This window comes from Thioclava sp. L04-15, assembly GCF_002020275.1.
Classification (GTDB): Bacteria; Pseudomonadota; Alphaproteobacteria; order Rhodobacterales; family Rhodobacteraceae; genus Thioclava; species Thioclava marina.
In genome coordinates this window covers 109,645-130,105 of sequence record NZ_MPZW01000005.1, presented here as the reverse complement: position 1 = coordinate 130,105, position 20,461 = coordinate 109,645, and the positions used below count along the sequence as shown (strand labels likewise).

Here is a 20,461-nt window from a genome sequence, read left to right as displayed (position 1 = left end):
ATGGCCGAAGACTGGTATGGCGAGGCGAGCGCGACCTTCGGGGATCGTCTGGCTGGCGCACGCGAGGCGGCGGGGTTGAACCAGGAGGAATTGGCGAAGCGCCTGGGCGTGCGGCTGGAGACGCTGGCCGCCTGGGAGGACGACGTGGCCGAGCCGCGGGCAAACCGGCTCCAGATGCTCTCGGGCATGCTGAACGTGACGCTGATGTGGCTCATGACCGGCGAGGGCGAGGGGCTTGACGGGCCGCCCGATCAGGTGGCAGAGGCGCAGGAGGATCGCGCTCTGGTGCGCGAGATCCGCGAAGTGCGGGCCGGGCTCGAAGAGCTCGACGCGCGTTTGGGCCGGCTCGAGAAGCGGCTGATGGCAGGAGAAGACGCATGAGCGAGACGCGCGAGGCACGGCTGAAACGGATGCGGATGCGCAGCTGGCGGCGCGGGATCAAGGAAATGGACCTGATCCTCGGCCCCTATGCCGATGCGCGCCTGCCCGAACTCGATGCGCCGACGCTCGATCTCTACGATCAGCTTCTCGAGGAAAACGACCAGGATCTTTACCCCTGGGTCTCGGGCGCGCAGCCTTGCCCGCCGCACTATCTCGGCCTGCTCGCCGAAATCGGACAGTTCGCGCGTGAGCGCCACATCACCAAGAGCTGAGGCCCGATCGCGTCGTTATGGCGTGGCTATCGCGACGAACTAGCGCAAAGCCCGGGTGGCTTAACGTTATATTTCCCATTTCCCGCCAAGGTCGCCTGTCAGGGGCAGCGAAACTGGCGGAGAATGAAATGACCGTGCAGAAATCTGCAAACGACATGATGCCCGCGCCGGCGACGCCGGGGCTGATGGCAGGATATCTGGACAGCCTTTCGCTGCTGGAACGGCTGCACCGGCTGCTTCTGGATGTGATCAAGGACGAGTTCGAGCGGCTGGGTATCCTCGAGATCAACCCGGTGCAGGCGCTTTTGCTCTTCAATGTGGGCGAGAACGAGGTGACCGCGGGGGAGCTGAAATCGCGCGGCTACTATCAGGGCTCGAACGTGTCCTACAATCTCAAGAAGCTGGTCGAGACGGGCTACATGCACCATCAGCGCTGTGAGATCGACCGGCGTTCGGTGCGGGTGCGGCTGACCGTCAAGGGGCGCGAGCTGCGGGACAATGTTGCGGGCCTGTTCGAGCGGCACGCATCGGGCATGGAGACGCGCGGGGTCATCACCTTCGAAACGATGGAGGAGATGAACCACACCTTGCGCCGGATGGAGCGTTACTGGACCGACCAGATCCGCTATATCTACTAAGCCCCTTGCCCGCCGTGCCTTCTGCGAGGATTGCGCGGTGACGCGTCGTAGGCCTTGATAGGGCGCGGGCTGCATGCTTCCTTTTCGGAAACGAAAGGGAGGCACGGCATGAAGGGTCTGGCACGCTGGGCGATACGGGCAGGCATGGCGGCGGCACTGCCGGTCGCGGGGCTGGCCTGGTGGAAACGTGACGAAATCGCGCGGCTGCGCGAGGTGAACCGTCTGTTCGAGCCCGACCGGATCGTGTCGAATTTCTCCAACATGCCGGCGCTTTTCCATTCGCGGGTGATCGATCGCGGAAATGGCCCCGTCTCGGAGCTTGCGCGCGGTGACGATGACGGGTTGCCCGCCGGGGTCGGGGACTGGATCGAACGGCGCTCAGTGACGGCACTGGTCAAGCTGCGCCACGGCCAGATTACCCATGAGAGCTATTTTCTTGGCACGAAACCCGAGGATCTGCGGATTTCCTGGTCGATGGCGAAGAGCTTTCTCTCGGCGACCTTCGGTATCCTGCACCATCAGGGCGTGATCCCCGATCTCGACGCGCCGCTCACCCGTTTCGCGCCGGACCTGAAAGCCACGGCCTATGACGGCGTGTCGATCCGCGATGCGCTGATGATGTCCTCGGGCGTGGCCTTCAACGAGGACTATCTGGATTTCCATTCCGATATCAACAAGATGGGCCGGGTTCTGGCGATGGGGCGGTCGATGAACGCCTTCGCCGCCTCGCTCAAGACCCGCGAGGCCGACCCGGGCGCGCGGATGCTCTATGTCTCGATCGACACCCATGTTCTGGGCATGGTGATCGCGGGCGGGACCGGGGCGGATCCGGCCGAGGTGATGGGCGAGTTGCTGATCGAGCCGATGGGCCTGGAGGCCTCGCCGGTGATGCTCACCGATGGCAAGGGTGTCAGCTTCGTCCTTGGCGGGCTGAACCTGCGCACGCGCGATTACGCCCGCTTCGGCCAGATGTTCCTGCAAAAGGGCTTCTGGAACGGGCGCCAGATCGTGCCCGAAGCCTGGGTTGCCCAATCGACCGTTCTGCAGGCCCCCAAGGGGGAAGGTTACGGCTATCAATGGTGGGTGCCCGTCGACACGGCCGAGCATGGCGGCGACTATTTCGCACGCGGCATCTACGGCCAGCATGTCTATATCAGCCCCGCCCATGACGTCGTCGTCGCGATCAATGCCGCCGACCGCCTTTTCAAACAGGAAGGCGTGGAAGAGGAAAACCTTGCCATGTTGCGCCGCATCGCCGAAATTTCCTGAAAGGGGAGGGGCGCGTATGCAGATGTACGAGGCGGTGAACGTCCTGGGGGGAACCTTGCAGCCCTGTTCGCTCCGGCCCCGCGCCGGGTTCTTTCGCGATGGCAGCTGCAATACCTGCTGGGAGGATTCCGGCTCTCACACGGTCTGCGCGATCATGACGGCGGAATTCCTCGCCTGGTCGAAATATGTCGGAAACGACTTGTCGACCCCGCGTCCGTTCCATGATTTCCCCGGCCTCAAACCCGGAGATCGCTGGTGCCTGTGCGCGTCGCGCTTTCTCGAGGCGGTCGAAGAAGGCTGCGCGCCCAAGGTGATGCTTGCCTCGACCCACCGCGACGCGTTGGGCATCGTGCCGATGGCGGTTCTCGTGGCGAATGCGGCGGAGAGCAAGGAACGCTAGTGGTGCGGGCTCAGGCCCGAGCTGCCCCTTTCAGACCGAACCGACCGGCACCCAGAGCACATCCTCGATCTTTGGCGCCCCTGTCGCCAGCATTACCAGCCGGTCGAAGCCAAGTGCGATGCCGGAGGCTTCGGGCATGATCTCGAGGGCGGTGAGGAAATCCTCGTCGATCGGGTAACGCTCGCCGTAGAGCCGCTCTTTCAGGTCCATATCCGCCTCGAAACGGCGGCGCTGTTCGGCGGCGTCGGTCAGCTCGCCGAAGCCATTGGCCAGCTCCACCCCGCAGGCATAAAGCTCGAACCGTTCCGCCACGCGGGCGTCGTCGGGGGCAGGGCGCGCGAGCGCCGCCTCGGCCAGCGGGTAGCGATCAAGGATCGTCGCGCGCCCGTGGCCCAGATGCGGCTCGACCTTGGCCACGAGCAGTTTCGAGACCATGTCCGACCAGCTGTCATCCTCGGCAACCGGAAACCCAGTCGCCGCGCATTGGGCGCGAAGTGCAGCCGCATCGGTTTCGGCCCCCTCGCAGGAGGCGAACAGGTCGACACCGGCATGGCGCGCGAAGGCGTCTGCGACCGAGAGCCGCTCGGGCGTGGCGAAGGGATCGCATTCGGCCGCCCCATAGCGCAGCACTGATGTCCCGGCAGCCTCCGCCGCCATGTGCAGCATCGCCGCGCAATCTTCCATGAGCACGGTGTAATCCTCGCCCGCGCGATACCATTCCAGCATCGTGAACTCGGGCGAATGGCGCTTGCCCGCCTCGCGGTTGCGCCAGACATGGGCGAAGGACGCGATGCGCGGCTCGCCTGCCGCCAGCAGCTTCTTCATCGCGAATTCGGGCGAGGTGTGCAGATACATCCGCCGCGCCTGCCCGTCATTGCCGATCAGATCGGTTGCGAAGGCGTGCAGATGGGCCTCGTTGCCGGGCGAGACCTGAAGCGCACAAGGGTCGACCTCGACGAACTCCTGCGCGGCCAGCCAGCCCCGGATCGTCGCCTGAATACGGTTGCGCGCGAGAAGTGCTGGGCGGCGGTCGGCGTGGCGTTCGGGGCTCCAGAACGGGGGCATGGCAAGCCTTTCAGGCTGGAAATCGGGGCGCAAATGGTTTAGGCGACCTGCAACCCGGGCGCTAGAGCCCGTTTCGAAGATCCACAAGGAAACTCCATGGTCAAAGTCATCGCTTCCTCGGTCCGCAAGGGCAACGTTCTCGAAATCGACGAGAAGCTCTATGTCGTGCTCTCGGCGCAGAACATCCACCCCGGCAAGGGCACGCCTGTCACCCAGGTCGACATGCGCCGCATCTCGGATGGCACGAAGGTTTCGGAACGCTGGCGCACCACCGAGCAGGTCGAGCGCGCCCATGTCGAGGAAAGCGAATACGATTTCCTCTATGACGACGGCGAAGGCTACCACTTCATGGAGCCCAACACCTACGAGCAGATCGCCGTGCCGGAAGACGTGATCGGCGATGCGAAAGTGTTCCTGCGCGACGGGATCCGGGTTTACCTGAAGACCTTCCAGGGCGCCGCAATCGCGATCGAACTGCCGCAGAAAGTGACCGTCGAAGTCGAAGAGACCGAGCCGGTCGTGAAGGGCCAGACGGCCTCGTCGAGCTACAAGCCTTCGACCTGCACCGGCGGGATCCGCGTGATGGTGCCGCCGCATATCGGCGTGGGCACCCGCATCGTGATCAACACCGAAGACAGCACCTATGTGGAGCGCGCGAAGGACTGATCCTTTTCGCGGATTCGGAATTGGGAAAGGCGCCCTCGCGGGGCGCCTTTTTCTTTGTTGGTTTGGCGGCCGGTCAGTGCGCGCGCAGGAAAGCGGGCCCCTCGGCGATGACACCGATCCGGGCGGCACGGTAGCCAGCGGCTGTGAGCGCGGCCAGCAGGTCTTCCGCCTGAGCCCGAGGCACCGTGGCCAGCAGCCCGCCCGATGTCTGCGGGTCGTTGAGAAGATCGGTGCGCGGCCCGGGCGGGGCGGTCATCCGGCCTGCGCAATTGGCGATATTCTGGGGCAGGAGCGTCGAACGCTCTCCCGCCGCCGCCAGCGCTTCGGCACCCTCCAGCATCGGGATCGCGGCGAGATCGAGCTCGGCGGAAACGTGTGACGCCTCGCAAAGCCCCAGCAGATGCCCGGCCAGCCCGAACCCCGTGATATCGGTCATTGCACTTGCCACGGGGGCGAGGATCGCAGAGGCGGCAGCGGAGCTCTGCGACATGCTTGCCAGCGCGCCCGCCACGGCATCACCGGGGGCGTGTTTGGCCATTTCGGCGGCGAGGATCACGCCGGTGCCAAGCGGCTTGGTCAGGATCAGCGCCTCGCCCGGGCGGGCGCCGTCCTGCCCGAGCGGACGTTCTGTCAGGCCCGTCACCGTGAAGCCAAGCGTCAGCTCGGCCCCCATCGAGGTATGCCCGCCGACCAGATCGCATCCTGCCTCGCGGAAGGCTTCGGATGCCGCGCCCAGCATCTCGCGCAGCGCGCGCGCGCCGAGTTCCTCGGACTGGCGGGGCAGGGTGACCTGCGCCAGCGCGGCCTGTGGGGCGGCACCCATCGCCCAGGCATCGCTCATCGCATGCAGGGCGACGATTCGGCCCAGCATCCACGGGTCTTCGCTAAAGGCGCGCACATGATCGGTGGTGAAGACCTGGGTTTGCGTGCCGCAGGACAACACCGCCGCATCGTCGCCCGGACCGCTCAGGACATCGGCTCGCGCGGGCGCGGGCAGGTCGGCCAGCGCGTCACGCAGCGCCTGACCGCCGAGCTTCGCACCGCAGCCGCCGCACATCGGCTTGGTGCCCAGCACTTCCTCGATCCCCTGCGCGCGTTCGGCCGGCAGCGCGGGCGTTGGCATCGCGGGCAGGTCATGGACTTTCTCCATGAATTTCAGGTCGATGCGGTTCTTCCAGCGCCAGAGCCATTTGCCGTCGAGCGGCAGCCCCCATTTATCCGCGACCGCGTGCTTGCCGCCGACCGAGATCAGTTTCAGGTAATCGCGCTGCGGCTGGTAATGCTGCATCGCCCGGCCTGTCACCGCGGCCCGCAGATTGGCGAAAAGCGGCTTGGCCTCGCGCACCGCATAGACGCCCGCCTTGGGGCGCGGCGCGTGGCTGAGATGGGCGATGTCTCCTGCGGCGAAGATCGACGGATCCGAGCTTTGCAGCGTCGGGCCGACGGTGACGAAGCCGTCAGTCAGATCGAGCCCGGTTTGCGCCAGCCAGTCGGCGGGTTTCGTGGCCCCCGTGCCGATGACGAAATCGGCCTCGGCCACGCGACCACCTTCGAGCAGCAGCCGCCCCGCCTCCGCCCCGGTCAGCGCCGCCCCGGTCTCGATCGTGACGCCGAGGCGCGCGCAGTGGCGCAGCATGGCGTTGCGCGCCCCTGTTCCGAGGGCGCGCAGCGCTTCGGGCGCGGCCTCGTAGACGGTGACGTTTGCTTGCGGCAGGCGATGCGCACAGGCTAGCGCCAATTCGACCCCGGCCACGCCCCCCCCCACGACGGCGACACGCGGGTTCTCGGGCGGGGCGCTCGCGAAAGCCTCCCAGGCGTCGGCAAAGGCATCGAGGGGCTTGGCGGGGGTGACATGGTCGAGAAAGCCCGGCAGTTGCGGCATCTCGGCGGTGATCCCGATATCGATCGAGGCCACGTCATAGGCGATCGGCGCGCGCCCCGGAATTTCGATCAATTTTCGCGCCCGGTCGATGCCTGTCGCGCGCCCAAGCACCAGCCGCGCGCCCGCGTGGCGTGCGAGCTTCACCAGATCGAGCTGCAACTCCGACCGCGCATAATGACCCGCGACATGGCCCGGCAGCATGCCCGAATAGGCGGCGGTCGGCAGCGGGTTGATGACCGTCAGCCGCACGCCCGGCAGCGGCTTCATCCCCCACATCCGCAGCACCAGAGCGTGCGAATGCCCGCCTCCGATCAGAACGATGTCGCGGGTGAGCGGCAGGGTGGGGGCGGCGTGCATGATCTCTCCTCTTCCCCTCATGCCTAGCCTTTGCGCGCCGCTTCGCCAATTCCCATTCTGTCGCATCGGAGTGCTTGCGATTTTTCGACGAAAACGCCCTTGACGGGGACGGACAGTTTTCTTAGTTAGCCCCGCAGTGGCTAGGTAGCTCAGCTGGTTAGAGCACACGACTCATAATCGTGGGGTCGGGGGTTCAAGTCCCCCCCTCGCCACCAACTTCCCCCTCCTTGGGGAAAACGCGAAAAAGGGCGCCTTCACAGGCGCCCTTTTCCTTTTCGGTCTCGGGGAGGTTCGGGGCTTCAGTTCGAGGCCATGCGCAGCAGGTCGGTGATGCGACGCACCACGGCGCGACGGTTTTGCTCGGACGGGCCTTCGGTCGGCACCTTGAGATATTGCTCGCCGTAGCCCTGCACCACGAGGTTTTCGGCCGGGACGCCGAAATATTCGCTCAGCGCCAGCGCCACGGTTTCCGCGCGGCGGTCCGAGAGCGCGAGGTTATAGGCGGCATTGCCCACCGCATCGGTATGACCTTCGATCAGGAACAGCTCGCGCGGGTTTTCCGCGATACGCTGCTGAATCGCCTGACCGAGTGCGGAAAGCGCACGGGCCTGGTCGGGCTGGATCGCGGCCGAGCCGGTCTCGAAGGTGATGTTCTCGACCGTGACGGCGGGGGCGAGATCGCGGACCTGCTCGATATTGCGCACCTGCGAGAGGGTGAAGGCGCGGTTGGTGTCGCTTTGACGCGAGAGCGCCTCACGCAAGGCCGCCTCGTTGCTCGAACTGATCGTGGCAACCGGCTTTGCCTTGGGCAGGGTCGTCACATCGACCGGCTCTGCGCCGCGCGCATCGTCGATCAGCAGATATTGCGTGCCGTCGGGCTGGATCAGCGTGCGCTTGAGGATACGGCGTTGCGCGTCGTAGATCGTCACGATCTGCGAGCCGTCCTCTTTGGTCACGATGGTGCGCGAGGAGCCGTCCGCGAAATCCTGCGTGCGGATCGTCGAGCCCGGTTGGCGCAACAGGGCGTTGTCGTCCTTGACCAGCGCATAGGAGCCGTCGGGGTTCTGCACCACGACCCGGTCGCCCGAATTCACGGCGACTTTCGAGCCGTTATTGAGCAGCGCGCCAACAGCGAGCGCCCCGAGCCCAGCAAGCGCTGCGGTCTCAAGCGGGCTCACCCGGTCCTTTTTCTTCTTTTTCGTGTCGCTGGCAGTGACCTCGCCGGTGGGCGTGGCCGTGACCTTGGTCGAGAAATCCTCGGAGGCGCTGCGCGCGGTCTCTTCGGTCACAGTCTCCTCGGTGCTGGCCGTCTCGTCGATTGGGGCATCGGCCGGGGCGGCGAGCGCCTGATTTTCCACCGGTGCACCTTCCGACGCGCTTTGCTGCGCCGCGATGGCCTGTTCGAGCACCTTCGCCTCTTCCGGGGCGATGAACTTGGCCGAGGTTTCGTTCGGATCGTTCTCGGTGGCCTGCGGCTGGGTCTGGGTTTCAGCCTGAGACGCCGTCTGCGTATCGGTCTGGGTTTCAGTCTGGGCTTCGGTCTGGGGGACCGGCTGAACCTCGGTCTGCGCGGCCGCTTCCCCGGTTGCGTCTGCTTCGGGCGTGATCGTCTTCGCCTCGGCCGTCGGTTGCGGCGCAGGCGCCGTCCCGCCCTCGACGCTTGCCTTGGCATCGGCATCCGCCGAAGCCTCCGGGGTGACTACGGGCTCGGAGGCCGCGCTTTCGGCCGGGGTTTGTTCCGCCGGGGGCGTCGTGCCCTCGATCGCCGCCTTGGCTGCCTGATCGGCCTGCGGATCGGTCATCGGGGCGGGATCGGCCGGTGCCATCGTTTCAGGCGCGGGCTCTGCGCCGGTGCCTCCTTCCGCGGGCGGCACGATTTCGGCCGGGTTGACCGGGGCCGACCCGTCAACGGCGTCGGCCGCGTCGACAGGAGGGGATCCGTCGACCGGCGCGGCGCCTTCGACGGGCTGAGCGGTATCGGAAGCCGGCGCGGGTGTATCCTCGGCTGCCTTGGCTTGTTCCTCGCAGTTCTTGCGGGCTTGTTCCTCGGTTTGGCCCGCAGAGATTTCCTGCGCAATGCAGGCGGTGTCAGCGGTCGTCTCGGCGAGGGCCGCGACAGGCACGATCGCGGGGGTGAGGGCGGCAAGACCGGCAATCAGTGCGGTCGACGTTCTCAAGCGGTTCATGTTATCTCCCTTCGTCGCGGCATCAGGCCGCGTGTCGGGGGAGTGAACGTCTCACTAAGGCGTGTGTTCCCGTGCACCAGGCCGGTGAGCGAAAAACGGCAAAGGGGCGAACCCGCGGGCCCGCCCCTCGATCACTGTGAAAACCCTGGGTTTTCCATAGCTCAGTGGGTCTTCTTGACCGCCTTGAGCTTGTCGATGCCCAGCATCTTCATCGCCGTCTTTTCGTAGAAGGGCTCGGAGGTGCCCTTGCGCAGCTTGCGCATGAAGTATTTCTCGAAGCCGATCTTGGCGAGGTGGACCCATTTGCCTTGGCTCGACCAGTTCACGTTGCGCGGCGGGAGCTGCGGCTGAGCGACGAAAGCGATGCCCGAGTCGCCGAAATCGGCCAGACAGATCGCGTTCCAGGTGCCGGTTTCGTCGGGCTCCTTGTCGCGGAGGATATTGCCGATGTTATGCGCCGTCGCAGTGACCATCGATTCAATCATGAAACCGGTCTTCGGAACGCCGACCGGCACCGGGGTCGGACCCATGGGCGGAATGGCGATGCCGACACCGATGCCGAAGACATTCGGGTATTTCGGGTTGCGCTGGTGCTTGTCGACGATGACGAAGCCGCGCGGGTTCACGAGGCCCTCGATGCCCATCACGGCCGGGATGCCACGGAAGGGGGGCAGCATCATCGAGTATTTGAACGGCATCTCGTGGGTCGCCTTGACCGAACCGTCATCGGCGATTTCCTCGACATGCATCACGCCGTCCTCGACCTTCTTCACGCGGCTCGAGACCATCCACTTCATGTGCTTCTCGCGCATCGCGGATTCGAGCAGACCCTTGGTGTCGCCGACGCCGTCGAGGCCGAGATGGCCGACATAGGGTTCAGAGGTCACGAAGGTGATCGGAACCTGATCGCGGATCTTGGCGCGACGCAGCGCAGTGTCGAGGATGAAGGCGAACTCGTAGGCGGGGCCGAAGCAGGATGCGCCCTGCACGGCGCCCACGATGATCGGGCCGGGGTTTTCGCAGAAACGCTTGAACGCGGTGCCGGCATCTTCGGCGTGATCGACATGGCAGACCGAATGGGTGAACCCGTCCGGGCCCAGACCCTCGATCTCGTCGAAAGCCAGTTCCGGGCCGGTGGCGAGCACGATGTAATCGTAGGAAATCTCGCGGCCATCCTCGAGTTCGACCTTGTTGTCATCGGGATGAAGACGCTTTGCGGCGACGGGGACGAAGTTGATGTTCTTCTTCTTCATCGTCGGTTCGAGATCGACGGTGATGTCCTTGCGGTCACGCCAGCCGACGGCAACCCAAGGGTTCGAGGGCACGAAGTGATACTTCGGGTCCTTGGTGATGACGGTGATTTCGTCTTCCTTGCGGATCTGGTCACGCAATTCATAAGCCATGATGGCGCCACCAAGACCTGCGCCAAGCACCACGATATGTGCCATTTCTCTTCCTCCCGTTCCCCGGTTGTCAATTTCTATTGACTCATTCGTTAGATGCAAATGTTTGAATGTGTCAAGCGGACCGGCCCTGCAATTCTTGCGCCTAATTCTCCTTTGGGACAAGTCTGACGGTAACGTGAAGCGAACACCTTCGGCTGAAACAATGTGAAAAGGGCCGGCTCCGGGCCGGCCCTTCAGGGTTTTGTCTCCGTCTTGCGGATTATTTCGGCGGCTCGGCGGTGATGCCTTCGACGTAGAAGGTCATCGAGTGGAGCAGCTCGTCGGTCGCCATTTCGCCATCGGCGAGGAAGGCGGACCCGTCCTGCTTCTTGAGCGGGCCGGTGAAGGGGTGCACCTTGCCCGAGGCGATATCTTCCTTGAGCTGAAGGGCCTCGGCCTTGACCTCGGCGGGAACCGCGTCCGAGATCTCGCCGATCTCGACCATCCCGGTATCGATGCCGCCCCAGGTCGCCTGCGAGGCCCAGGCACCGTCCATCATCGCGCCCGCGCGCTTGACGTAATAGGGCGCCCAGTTGTCGATGGTCGAGGACACGCGCGGCATCGGCGCAAAGGAGGACATGTCGGAGGCCTGACCGAAGGTGATGACGTTGCCCGCTTCCTGAGCTTTCGCCTGCGGTGCGGTCGAGTCGGTATGCTGGAGCAGCACGTCCACGCCATCGGCGATGAGGGCTGCGGCCGCGTCGGCCTCTTTCGCCGGGTCGAACCAGGTGTAGGCCCAGACGACTTTCATCTCGACATCGGGGTTGACCTTCTTCGCGGCGAGATAGGCCGCGTTGATGCCCTGGTAGACCTCGGGGATCGGGAAGGAGGCGATGTAGCCGATCTTGTTGGTCTTGGTCATGCGACCGCCGATCGTGCCCTGAATGGCGCGGCCCTGGAAGAACTTCGCGTCATAGATCGCGACGTTGTCAGAGAGCTTGTAGCCGGTGGCGTGCTCGAACTTCACATCCGGGAATTTCTTCGCCACGTTCATCACGGCGTCCATGAAGCCGAACGAGGTCGCGAAGATCAGCTTGTTGCCTTCCAGCGCGAGCTGGGTCAGGGCGCGCTCGGCGTCGGGGCCTTCGGGAACGTTCTCGATGAAGGAGGTCTGGACCTTGTCGCCATAGGCGGCTTCGATCGCCTGACGGCCCTGATCGTGCTGGTAGGACCAGCCCATGTCGCCCACGGGGCCGACATAGATGAAGCCGATCTTCAGCGGCTCGTCGGCGGCGAATGCGGGCAGGCTGCCCGCACCCGCGACGATGGCTGTCGCGGCGGTGGTTTTCAGAAAGGATCTGCGGTTCATCGCGTAACTCCCAGGTTGTTGCGCCCTCTTGCGGGGGCTTGGATGGATGCCTCAGCTCGAGGCATGGAAGGATTTGCCAAGGCTGGCAGGGGCTGCCTGCACGCCGTGGCGGTGAATGGCCGAGAGGATCACCAGAACGACGATGGTGATCACGTAGGGCGCCATGGAGAGGATGTGAACGGGGATCGCGTAACCCGCAGCCTGAAGCTGGAGCTGGAGCGCCGTGATGCCGCCGAAGAGATAGGCGCCGAGCAGCACCCGCCACGGCCGCCAGCTCGCGAAGACGACGATGGCGAGCGCGATCCAGCCCGCGCCAGCAGTCATGCCTTCGGTCCATTGCGGAACGCGCACGAGGCTGAGATAGGCGCCGCCCAGCCCCGCCAGCGCGCCTCCGAAAGCGAGCGCAGCGAAGCGCACCGCCACGACCCGGTAGCCGAGTGCGTGGGCGGCGTCGTGGCTTTCGCCGACCGCGCGCAGGATCAGGCCCGCGCGGGTCGAGCGCAGCACATACCAGACCACCGCCACGAGGATGAGCGAGAGATAGACCATCCAGTCATGCGAAAAGAGGATGCGCCCGAGCACGGGAATATCCGAGAGCGGACCGAAATCAATCTTTGCGGTCGGCGGCGGGCGCACGCCCTCGTAGCCCTTGCCGATCAGCGCGCTCAGCCCCAGCCCGAACAGCGTCAGTGCAAGACCGGTCGCGACCTGGTTCGAGAGCAGCTTCTGCGTGAGGAAGGCGAAAAGCGTCGCCATCAGCGCGCCCGCGGCCGCCCCCATCGCAAAGCCCAGCACCGGGTTGCCGGTAGCGACGGCTGCGGCAAAACCCGCGACCGCGCCCATGATCATCATGCCCTCGACGCCAAGGTTGAGCACGCCCGATTTCTCGGCCACCAACTCGCCCGTGGCGGCCAGAAGGACGGGGGTCGAGGCCCCCATCAGCGTCGCCGTCAGGCTGACGATGTCGATTCCACCGACGATCATGCGCCGCCTCCCTGTTGCCAGATCAGAACCGGTCCCCAGACCGCATAGCCGCAGCCGAGCCCCGCCACCAGCCCGCCGATTGCGGCAAATCGCTCGCGCCCGCGCAGGCGCGGCAGGTGGGCCTCTTCCTCATCGGGACGTGCGCCCATCCGGTAGACCAGCGCCCGCGACGCCCGCAGCGCGGTTTCGAAGACCAGCAGCAGAACGATCCCCATCAGCACCATCGCCCAGATCACGTCGAGCAGCGCGAGTAGGTAATAAATCCCGAGCCCGAGCAGCAGCCCCGCAAGGGCGATCACCGGCAGATGGAGCGAAGGCAACCTCATGCGCCAGCCCTCCCGAAACGGATGTGGAAGTTGGTCAGCACATCGAAGGCCAGCAGGAAGAACAGCAACATCCCTTGGAAGACCTGGATCGCCGCCGAGGGCAAGCCAAGTACAAGCTGCGCCATGTCGCCCCCGATATAGGTCAGCGCCATCAAGAGCCCCGCAAGCAGGATGCCGATCGGGTGGAGGCGGCCGAGGAAGGCCACGATGATCGCGGTGAAACCGTATCCCACGTTGAAACTGTCGGTGATCTGGCCGGAGGGGCCGGAGACCTCGAACATCCCTGCAAGCCCCGCGAAAGCGCCGCCGAGGCCAAGACAGAAGATCACGAGCCGCGCCGGGATCACGCCCGCGAAGCGCGCCGCCCGCGGGGCCTCGCCCGCGACTCGGATCCGGAAGCCGGTGATGTGGCGATGCATCAGGATGTATGTTGCGATCACGGCAACAAGCGCGGTGACCACGCCCCAGTGAACGCCCGTGCCCGCGAAGAGCTCCGCGTTATAGGCCGAGGGGTAGTCCTGCAGGTTGCGCGAGCCGGGAAACCCGTAGCCTTCGGGGTTCTTGAGCGGGCCGAAAGACATGTAGGCCAGCAGGTTTTCGGCCACGTAAACCAGCATCAGAGACACGAGGATCTCGGAGGTGCCGAACACCACCTTCAAGAGCGCCGGGATCATCGCCCAGAGCAAACCACCGAGCGCGCCGAGCACGATCATGGCGGGGAAAAGCCAATGGCTTTCAGTGGGATACATCTTCAGCGCGAGCCATGCGGAGAAAAGCGCCCCCATGATATATTGCCCTTCGGCCCCGATGTTCCAGATCCCGGCCCGGAAACCGATCGCGAGACCGGCGGCGATCAGGATCAACGGTCCTGCCTTGACCAGCAACTGCCCCCTGAAATAGCCGGCGTTGGCACCAAAGAGCGGATCCCAGAAGATCACGCGGATCGCCTCGACCGGGTGTTTGCCCAGCACGGCAAAGAGAATACCCCCTGCAATCATTGTTGCGATGACGGCGACAATCGGGGTCGCGTAGGTCCAGAGTTTCGACGGGGTCGGGCGACGGACGAGGGTGATCATGCCGTGGCCTCCTGCATCCCGTGCGCGCCACCCAGCATCAGGCCGATCTCCTCGATGGTGAGACCTTGCGTCGGGCGCGGTGCGCTGAGTTTGCCCTCGTTGAGCGCGGCGAAATTGTCGGCGATCTCCATCAGTTCGTCGAGATCCTGACTGATCGCAATGACCGCCGCGCCCTTGGCCGCCAGATCGAGCAGGGCCTGCCGGATCGCGGCGGCAGCCGCCGCGTCGACACCCCAGGTCGGCTGGTTGACGATCAGGACGGCCGGATTTTGCAGAACTTCGCGGCCGATCACGTATTTTTGCAGGTTCCCGCCCGACAGCGCGCGGGCCGCGACATGGGAACCGGGCGTGCGCACGTCGAAGGCGGCAATGATCTCGTCGGCGAAACGCTTGGCGGCCGCCTGATCGACGAAACCGTTCTTCGTCAGCGGTTTGCGCATCGTGCCCGTCAGGATCGCATTCTCGATCAGGCTCATCGCCGGGACGGCGGCATGGCCAAGCCGTTCTTCGGGGGCCGCGAGCAGCCCCATCGCGCGGCGGCCATTGGGCCCAAGCGAGGAGATGTCCTTGCCCATCAGCGTCACCGTGCCGGGGATGGAGGGTTTCTCCCCCGACAGCGTGGCCAGCAATTCTTCCTGCCCGTTCCCGGCGACCCCGCCGATCCCGAGCACTTCGCCTGCACGCAGGTCGAAGCCGACATCCTTCAGCGCGGGACCGAATTGCGACATCGGCGGCAGCGAGAGACCGGCGACCTTGAGTACGACCTCACCGAAACTGCGCTCGGCGCGATCGGTCACCTTCAGCTCGGCGCCGACCATCATCTCGGCCAGCTCGCGCGCGGTTTTCTCGCGCGGGTTGCACGAGCCCACGACCTTGCCGCCGCGCAGGATGGTGGCGCCTTCGCAAAGCGCCCGGATTTCCTCGAGCTTGTGCGAGATATAGAGGATCGCGGTGCCCTCGGAGGAGAGCTTGCGCAGGGTGTGGAAGAGGATATCGACCTCCTGCGGGGTCAACACCGAGGTCGGCTCGTCCATGATCAGGAGTTTCGGATCCTGCAACAGGCAGCGCACGATCTCGACGCGCTGACGCTCACCCGCGGAGAGATCACCGACGAGGCGGGCCGGATCAAGCGGGAGGCCGTAAGCCTTGGAAATCTCGCGGATCTTTCCCGAAAGCTGGCGCATCGGTGGCGGATTCTCCATGCCGAGCGCGACATTTTCGGCCACGTTGAGCGCCTCGAAGAGCGAGAAATGCTGAAACACCATCGCCACACCGGCAGTACGCGCGGCACGTGGATCCGTCGGGGCATAAGGGGCGCCTGCGAAATGCATCGTGCCGGCATCGGGCTTCACCAGCCCGTAGATCATCTTCACCAGCGTTGATTTGCCCGCGCCGTTCTCGCCCAGAAGCGCGTGAACCTCGCCGGGACGCACGGAAAAGCCGACACCGTCATTTGCCACGACACCGGGATAGGCCTTGGTCAGCCCTTCGATCTTCAACAGCTCGCTCACCCGGCGCGCGTCCCTCTTTCTGTGGCAGCTTGCGCTGCGGTCAGCTCTTTCACTAGCCCGGTCGCGACCCCGAGGGCAATGGCCTGGGGGTGCTTGCCAAGGGTCGGATCGCCTATCGGGCAGGCAATGCGTGAAATTTGTGCGGCGGTGTGGCCAAGCATGCCCAGCCGTTTGCGAAACCTCACCCATTTCGAGGCCGAACCGATCAGCCCGAGCCCGGTGAAACCGTGGGTCAGCAGGCGGTGACAGAGCTCGAGATCGAGCGCATGGGAATAGGTGAGAATGAAATGGCGGGCATTGCTTGGGGCGAGCGGCACCAGATCGGCGGGGTTTTCCGCGATCAATGGCGTGACGCCCTCTGGAGTCGCTTCAGGGAAGCGCTCGACCCCACTATCGGCCCAGCTGATCGCGAGGCCGGGCAGGGGGGCGAGCGTGCTGACGAGCGCTCGCCCGACATGACCCGCGCCCCAGATCCAGACGGGTGTCGCAGGGGCCGTAACACGCTCGATCAGCCAGTCGCCGATCAGCATCGGAGGTGTTTCCCCTCGATCGCGGGCCCGCGAGAGCGCGCGCGTGAGGGCGAGCGGCGGATTGGTGGTGCGCCCAAGCGGACGGGCGTGCCAGTCGCCTGCGATCCGCGCGACGGAACTCGCATCGAAGGTTTCATAGGCCAACGTCACCGCCCCGCCGCAGCATTGCGCCATCGCTGGGCCGAGTGGAATTTTCTCGATCCCGGTCAATCCCTTGCGGGCTTTTTCGACCGCGGCGTATTCCAATGCTCCGCCGCCGATCGTGCCTTCGATCCGGTCAGGCCAGACGAGCATCGCGGCCCCTTCCTCGCGCGGGACAGACCCTTGCGCACGCGCCACCACGACCCGTGTGAACGCGCCGCGTTGGGCCATGCGGGCCAGATATGCCAGGTCGAGACTCACGCATCCCCCCGTGCACGATGCACCGCCGCCAGCACCGACTCGGGTGTGGCGGGCGCTTGCAGATCGGGCCAGTTCGGTCCGCAGGATTTGCACGCATCTTCCAGTGCGAGGAAGGCCGATATCGCCAGCATGAAGGGCGGCTCGCCCACGGCTTTCGAGCGGTAGATCGTGTCTTCCCGGTTCGGTTCATCCCACAGATTGACATTGAAGATGCGCGGCCGGTCCGAACAGGCGGGGATCTTGTAGGTCGAGGGCGCATGTGTGCGCAGACGTCCCTTGTCGTCCCACACCAGTTCCTCGGTCGTGAGCCAGCCCGCGCCCTGGACGTAGCCGCCCTCGATCTGCCCGATATCGAGCGCCGGGTTCAGCGAGGCCCCCGCGTCATGCAGGATATCGGTGCGCAGGATGCGGTTCTCGCCGGTCAGCGTGTCGATCACCACCTCGGTCACCGCCGCGCCATAGGCGAAGTAGAAGAACGGGTGCCCCTGGCCCTTGATCCGGTCCCAGCTGATCTTGGGGGTGGCGTAGAAACCGGTGGAGGAGAGCGAAATGCGCGCCTCATGGGCCAGTTTCGCGAGCTTGGCGAAGGGCAGGGATTGGGCGCCCGCGCGGACCTCACCATTGCTGAATTCCACGTCCTCGGGCGCGCAGCCCACGCTCTCGGCAAAAAACGCAGCCAGACGCGCCTTGATCGTCTCGCAGGCGGCTTTCACCGCCATGCCGTTCAGATCTGCCCCCGACGAGGCTGCGGTGGCCGAGGTGTTGGGCACCTTGTCGGTCGCGGTCGCGGTGATACGCACATCCTCGTCACTCACACCGAAGATCGAGGCCGCGACCTGACAGACCTTGCGGTGCAGGCCCTGACCCATCTCGGTCCCGCCGTGATTGAGCTGGATCGAGCCGTCGGAATAGACATGCACGAGCGCGCCCGCCTGATTGAGTTGGGTCAGTGTAAACGAGATCCCGAACTTCACCGGCGTCAGCGAGATCCCCCGCTTCAAGGTTGCATTATTACTATTCCAGACCGCAACTTGCGCCTTCCGTGCCGCGAATTCGGCAGATTTCTGCAATTCCGCTGTCATCTCGGGCAGGAGGAAATCCTCGACCGGCTGACCATAATGCGTGCTCTGCCCGCCTTCGGGGTCGTAGTAATTCCTCTTGCGCAGATCGAGCGGGTCGAGCCCCATCGCGTGGGCCAGATGATCCAGCGCGACCTCGGTTGCAATCATCCCCTGCGGGCCGCCGAAGCCCCGGAAGGCGGTGGCGCTTTGGGTGTTGGTGCGCAGGCGGTGGCTCTCGATCCGAATATTGGGCAGGAAATAGGAGCTGTCGGCATGGAGCATCGCGCGGTCGCAGACCGGAAGGCTCAGGTCCGGCGACCAGCCGCAGCGCGCGAGATGGGTGAACTCGGCGGCGACGATCTTTCCCTCGGCATCCGCGCCAAGCCGGTATTTGATTTTGAAATCATGGCGTTTGCCCGTGATCATCATGTCGTCGTCACGGTCGTAGCGCATCTTGCAGGGTCGACCCGTGGCGCGCGCCATCACGGCGCAGGCGATGGCGAGATGGTTGCCTTGGCTCTCCTTGCCGCCGAAGCCGCCGCCCATCCGGCGCATCTCGACGCGCACGTCATGCATCGCGCAGCCCAAGGCGTCGGCCACCTTGTGCTGGATCTCGGACGGGTGTTGCGATGAGCAGCGGATCACCATGCCCTGATCCTCGGGCAGCGCCAGCGCGGCCTGACCTTCGAGGTAGAAATGCTCCTGTCCGCCCATGTCGAAGCTGCCTTCGACGATGTGCTCGGCTTTGGCAAAACCCTCCTCGGTATCGCCGCGCGCCCAGGTGACGGGGCCGCCCTCGAAATGGCTCTTTGCCTCCAGAGCGTCTTCGACAGTCAGGATCGCGGGACGCGGGGCATAGTCGATCTTGGCGAGACGCGCCGCCTTGCGCGCGGCAAGGTGGCTGGTCGCGGCGATCACGAAAATCGGCTGGCCGACAAACTTCACGACGCCCTCGGCCAGAACCGGTTCGGGCTCGGGCGCGGGGGAGGCATTGTTGGCGAAGGGCATGTCTTCGGCGGTCATCACCGCGATGACGCCAGGGGCTGTGCGCACGGCACTCAAATCGAGCGCGGTGATCTCGGCATGGGCCTCTGTCGAAAGCCCGAAGGCGAGGTGCAGCGTGGTCGCGGGGCAGGGGATGTCATCGACATAGCGCGCGGCACCGGTGACGTGAAGCTGTGCCGAATCATGGGGTTTTGGGGTTCCGACACTCATGGCTGAACCTCCAGGATCGAAAGCTCGCCTTGGGCTTCGAGGAGATACCGGAGCAGCAACGCTTTCGCGGCCTCCATCCGGTAGGCATCCGAGGCGCGCATATCGGTGAGCGGGGTGAAATCCTGTTCCAGCGCGGGCAGCGCGGCCATGATCGCCTCTTCGGTGAAGGGCTGGCCGTCAAGCGCGGCCTCAAGTGCCGCAGCGCGTTTCGGAGTGCCCGCCATGCCCCCGAAGGCGATACGCGGGGCCGCGATCGTCCCGCCATTACGCGGGATGTTCAGCGCGCCGCAGACGGCGGAGATGTCCTGATCGAAGCGTTTCGAGAGCTTGTAGCAGGCGAGATCGGGCACGGATTTCGGGATCGTGACGCTTTCGACGAATTCGCCGGGCGTGCGGTCCTGCTTGCCGTACTCGAGGAAGAAGGCCTCGAGCGGGATCGTGCGGCGGGTGCCGCCCTTGCGCAGGGTCAGCTCTGCCCCCATCGCGATCAGCGCGGGCGGGCTGTCGCCAATGGGCGAGCCGTTCGCGATATTCCCGCCGATGGTCGCGGCTTGCCGGACCTGTTCGGAGGCGAAGCGGCGCAGGAGTTCCGCGAAGGCGGGATGGGGATCGGCCATCGCTTCGCGCAAGGCGGCAATGGTAACGCCAGCGCCGACGATATAGCTGTCCTCGGTTTCCTCGATCACCTGCAAGTCCTTGCAGTTGTTCAGGAAGGCGACCGTTTTGAGCTCGCGGAGCTGTTTCGTGACCCACAGGCCGACATCGGTGGCGCCTGCGATCAAGGTGGCCTCCGGATGGGCGAGATACCACTCGGCGAGTTCGTCCGAGCCGGTCGGCAGGAAGGGGGGCTGTCGGCCCCCCTCTGGTCCTGCGGACCATTCACCCCCCGAGGATATTTCATGCAGTTGGATGGGGGTGTCGCGCATCCAATTCGGCACAGGTGCGGCTTCGGCGGCTTTCGCGGCGCGGATGATCGGGGCGTAGCCGGTGCAGCGGCAGAGATTTCCGGCGAGCAGATCGTTGTGATCGGTGCGCCCGTTCAGATGGCCCGCGGCCATCGAGGCGATGAAGCCCGGCGTGCAGAAGCCGCATTGCGAGCCGTGATGGTCGATCATCGCCTGCTGGACGGGGTGGAGCGCGCCATCGGGGCCTCCGATCCCCTCGACGGTGCGCAGGGCGCGACCGTGCAGATGGGGCATCATCATCAGGCAGGCATTGAGCGGCTTGGCGCCGCTATCATCCGTCACGATCACCGAACAGGCGCCGCAATCGCCCTCGTTGCAGCCCTCCTTGGTGCCGGTCAGCCCCTCGGTGCGCAGCCAATCGAGCACGGATTGCGTCGGGTCCGACACCTCGACGCTGCGGGTTTCTCCGTTGAGAAGAAACGTGATTTCCATACGAAAGATCCGCCGCCTTACCAGTATGTCCCGGTCGTCCCGCTCGATGCGGCGTAGAACGGGACCGGGCCAGCAAAGCCGATGCGGAT

At 65.1% G+C, this 20,461-nt stretch carries 18 protein-coding genes and 1 tRNA gene; 7 read left to right on the top strand and 12 right to left on the bottom strand.

The genetic code is table 11. From position 1 onward, the window contains the following. The 5 genes from BMI90_RS12465 (at nt 1) to BMI90_RS12445 (ending at nt 2,960) form a co-directional block, all read left to right on the top strand. The gene (locus BMI90_RS12465; protein WP_078529819.1) at nt 1-381 is read left to right on the top strand and encodes a helix-turn-helix domain-containing protein; all 381 of its coding nucleotides are present in this window, start codon (nt 1-3) and stop codon (nt 379-381) included. Next, nucleotides 378-653 carry a succinate dehydrogenase assembly factor 2 gene (locus BMI90_RS12460; protein ID WP_078529818.1) on the top strand — a complete coding sequence of 92 codons (276 nt, stop codon included), beginning with the start codon at nt 378-380 and terminating at the stop codon, nt 651-653. Before BMI90_RS12465 ends, BMI90_RS12460 begins: the two co-directional genes overlap by 4 nt. A 155-nt stretch (nt 654-808) precedes the next feature. Then, the gene (locus BMI90_RS12455) at nt 809-1,291 is read left to right on the top strand and encodes a winged helix DNA-binding protein (protein WP_146671288.1); all 483 of its coding nucleotides are present in this window, start codon (nt 809-811) and stop codon (nt 1,289-1,291) included. Between the two features lie 108 nt (nt 1,292-1,399). Then, complete coding sequence (locus tag BMI90_RS12450) at nt 1,400-2,560, top strand: serine hydrolase (RefSeq protein ID WP_078529817.1); 1,161 nt, start codon at nt 1,400-1,402, stop codon at nt 2,558-2,560. A gap of 16 nt (nt 2,561-2,576) precedes the next feature. Further along, on the top strand, nt 2,577-2,960 hold the full coding sequence (locus BMI90_RS12445) for a DUF2237 domain-containing protein (protein ID WP_078529816.1): 384 nt from the start codon (nt 2,577-2,579) through the stop codon (nt 2,958-2,960). 30 nt (nt 2,961-2,990) lie between these two features. Here BMI90_RS12445 and epmA read toward each other — a convergent pair whose 3' ends face one another. Then, nucleotides 2,991-4,025: an EF-P lysine aminoacylase EpmA gene (epmA, locus tag BMI90_RS12440; protein WP_078529815.1), complete on the bottom strand. Its 1,035-nt coding sequence runs from the start codon at nt 4,023-4,025 to the stop codon at nt 2,991-2,993. Between the two features lie 96 nt (nt 4,026-4,121). Here epmA and efp point away from each other — a divergent pair, with 96 nt between their 5' ends. Next, complete coding sequence (gene efp, locus BMI90_RS12435; protein WP_078529814.1) at nt 4,122-4,691, top strand: elongation factor P; 570 nt, start codon at nt 4,122-4,124, stop codon at nt 4,689-4,691. A 73-nt stretch (nt 4,692-4,764) separates the two neighbouring features. Here the strand turns inward: efp and selD are convergent, their stop codons facing one another. Next, nucleotides 4,765-6,930 carry a selenide, water dikinase SelD gene (gene selD / locus BMI90_RS12430; RefSeq protein ID WP_078529813.1) on the bottom strand — a complete coding sequence of 722 codons (2,166 nt, stop codon included), beginning with the start codon at nt 6,928-6,930 and terminating at the stop codon, nt 4,765-4,767. A 138-nt stretch (nt 6,931-7,068) separates the two neighbouring features. On the opposite strand from selD, the gene BMI90_RS12425 reads away from it, so the two are divergent. Next, nucleotides 7,069-7,145, top strand: a tRNA-Met gene (locus BMI90_RS12425). An 84-nt stretch (nt 7,146-7,229) separates the two neighbouring features. On the opposite strand, the gene BMI90_RS12420 is transcribed toward BMI90_RS12425, so the two are convergent. From BMI90_RS12420 to xdhA, 10 genes are all read right to left on the bottom strand, one after another. Further along, nucleotides 7,230-9,116 (bottom strand): OmpA family protein, encoded by a 1,887-nt coding sequence (locus tag BMI90_RS12420; protein WP_078529812.1) that lies wholly within the window; start codon nt 9,114-9,116, stop codon nt 7,230-7,232. A gap of 161 nt (nt 9,117-9,277) precedes the next feature. Next, nucleotides 9,278-10,564, bottom strand: coding sequence for an FAD/NAD(P)-binding oxidoreductase (locus BMI90_RS12415; protein ID WP_078529811.1), 1,287 nt, complete (start codon nt 10,562-10,564; stop codon nt 9,278-9,280). 217 nt (nt 10,565-10,781) lie between these two features. Then, nucleotides 10,782-11,870 carry a BMP family ABC transporter substrate-binding protein gene (locus BMI90_RS12410; protein ID WP_078529810.1) on the bottom strand — a complete coding sequence of 363 codons (1,089 nt, stop codon included), beginning with the start codon at nt 11,868-11,870 and terminating at the stop codon, nt 10,782-10,784. Between the two features lie 51 nt (nt 11,871-11,921). Beyond that, entirely contained in the window at nt 11,922-12,854 is a 933-nt protein-coding gene (locus tag BMI90_RS12405) for an ABC transporter permease (RefSeq protein WP_078529809.1), read from the bottom strand. Further along, nucleotides 12,851-13,180, bottom strand: coding sequence for a hypothetical protein (locus BMI90_RS12400; protein ID WP_078529808.1), 330 nt, complete (start codon nt 13,178-13,180; stop codon nt 12,851-12,853). The genes BMI90_RS12405 and BMI90_RS12400 overlap by 4 nt, the downstream gene beginning before the upstream one ends. After that, the gene (locus BMI90_RS12395) at nt 13,177-14,256 is read right to left on the bottom strand and encodes an ABC transporter permease (protein WP_078529807.1); all 1,080 of its coding nucleotides are present in this window, start codon (nt 14,254-14,256) and stop codon (nt 13,177-13,179) included. Before BMI90_RS12395 ends, BMI90_RS12400 begins: the two co-directional genes overlap by 4 nt. Next, nucleotides 14,253-15,767 carry an ABC transporter ATP-binding protein gene (locus BMI90_RS12390; RefSeq protein ID WP_078529806.1) on the bottom strand — a complete coding sequence of 505 codons (1,515 nt, stop codon included), beginning with the start codon at nt 15,765-15,767 and terminating at the stop codon, nt 14,253-14,255. Before BMI90_RS12390 ends, BMI90_RS12395 begins: the two co-directional genes overlap by 4 nt. After that, nucleotides 15,764-16,699, bottom strand: a complete 936-nt coding sequence (xdhC, locus tag BMI90_RS12385; RefSeq protein WP_078529805.1) for a xanthine dehydrogenase accessory protein XdhC — start codon at nt 16,697-16,699, stop codon at nt 15,764-15,766. Before xdhC ends, BMI90_RS12390 begins: the two co-directional genes overlap by 4 nt. Further along, on the bottom strand, nt 16,696-18,975 hold the full coding sequence (xdhB, locus tag BMI90_RS12380) for a xanthine dehydrogenase molybdopterin binding subunit (protein ID WP_078529804.1): 2,280 nt from the start codon (nt 18,973-18,975) through the stop codon (nt 16,696-16,698). The genes xdhC and xdhB overlap by 4 nt, the downstream gene beginning before the upstream one ends. Further along, a complete protein-coding gene (gene xdhA / locus BMI90_RS12375; RefSeq protein WP_078529803.1) occupies nt 18,972-20,372 on the bottom strand; it encodes a xanthine dehydrogenase small subunit in 1,401 nt (466 codons plus the stop codon). Before xdhA ends, xdhB begins: the two co-directional genes overlap by 4 nt. Between the last annotated feature and the right edge of the window lie 89 nt (nt 20,373-20,461).

Bases quoted from the DNA above. Each gene is read 5' to 3' on its own strand.
- selD (WP_078529813.1), bottom strand. From the start codon at position 6,930: ATGCACGCCGCCCCCACCCTGCCGCTCACCCGCGACATCGTTCTGATC.
- BMI90_RS12405 (WP_078529809.1), bottom strand. From the start codon at position 12,854: ATGATCGTCGGTGGAATCGACATCGTCAGCCTGACGGCGACGCTGATG.
- epmA (WP_078529815.1), bottom strand. From the start codon at position 4,025: ATGCCCCCGTTCTGGAGCCCCGAACGCCACGCCGACCGCCGCCCAGCA.
- BMI90_RS12395 (WP_078529807.1), bottom strand. From the start codon at position 14,256: ATGATCACCCTCGTCCGTCGCCCGACCCCGTCGAAACTCTGGACCTAC.
- xdhA (WP_078529803.1), bottom strand. From the start codon at position 20,372: ATGGAAATCACGTTTCTTCTCAACGGAGAAACCCGCAGCGTCGAGGTG.
- BMI90_RS12420 (WP_078529812.1), bottom strand. From the start codon at position 9,116: ATGAACCGCTTGAGAACGTCGACCGCACTGATTGCCGGTCTTGCCGCC.
- efp (WP_078529814.1), top strand. From the start codon at position 4,122: ATGGTCAAAGTCATCGCTTCCTCGGTCCGCAAGGGCAACGTTCTCGAA.
- BMI90_RS12450 (WP_078529817.1), top strand. From the start codon at position 1,400: ATGAAGGGTCTGGCACGCTGGGCGATACGGGCAGGCATGGCGGCGGCA.
- xdhB (WP_078529804.1), bottom strand. From the start codon at position 18,975: ATGAGTGTCGGAACCCCAAAACCCCATGATTCGGCACAGCTTCACGTC.
- BMI90_RS12415 (WP_078529811.1), bottom strand. From the start codon at position 10,564: ATGGCACATATCGTGGTGCTTGGCGCAGGTCTTGGTGGCGCCATCATG.
- BMI90_RS12445 (WP_078529816.1), top strand. From the start codon at position 2,577: ATGCAGATGTACGAGGCGGTGAACGTCCTGGGGGGAACCTTGCAGCCC.
- BMI90_RS12465 (WP_078529819.1), top strand. From the start codon at position 1: ATGGCCGAAGACTGGTATGGCGAGGCGAGCGCGACCTTCGGGGATCGT.
- BMI90_RS12410 (WP_078529810.1), bottom strand. From the start codon at position 11,870: ATGAACCGCAGATCCTTTCTGAAAACCACCGCCGCGACAGCCATCGTC.
- BMI90_RS12455 (WP_146671288.1), top strand. From the start codon at position 809: ATGATGCCCGCGCCGGCGACGCCGGGGCTGATGGCAGGATATCTGGAC.
- BMI90_RS12400 (WP_078529808.1), bottom strand. From the start codon at position 13,180: ATGAGGTTGCCTTCGCTCCATCTGCCGGTGATCGCCCTTGCGGGGCTG.
- BMI90_RS12460 (WP_078529818.1), top strand. From the start codon at position 378: ATGAGCGAGACGCGCGAGGCACGGCTGAAACGGATGCGGATGCGCAGC.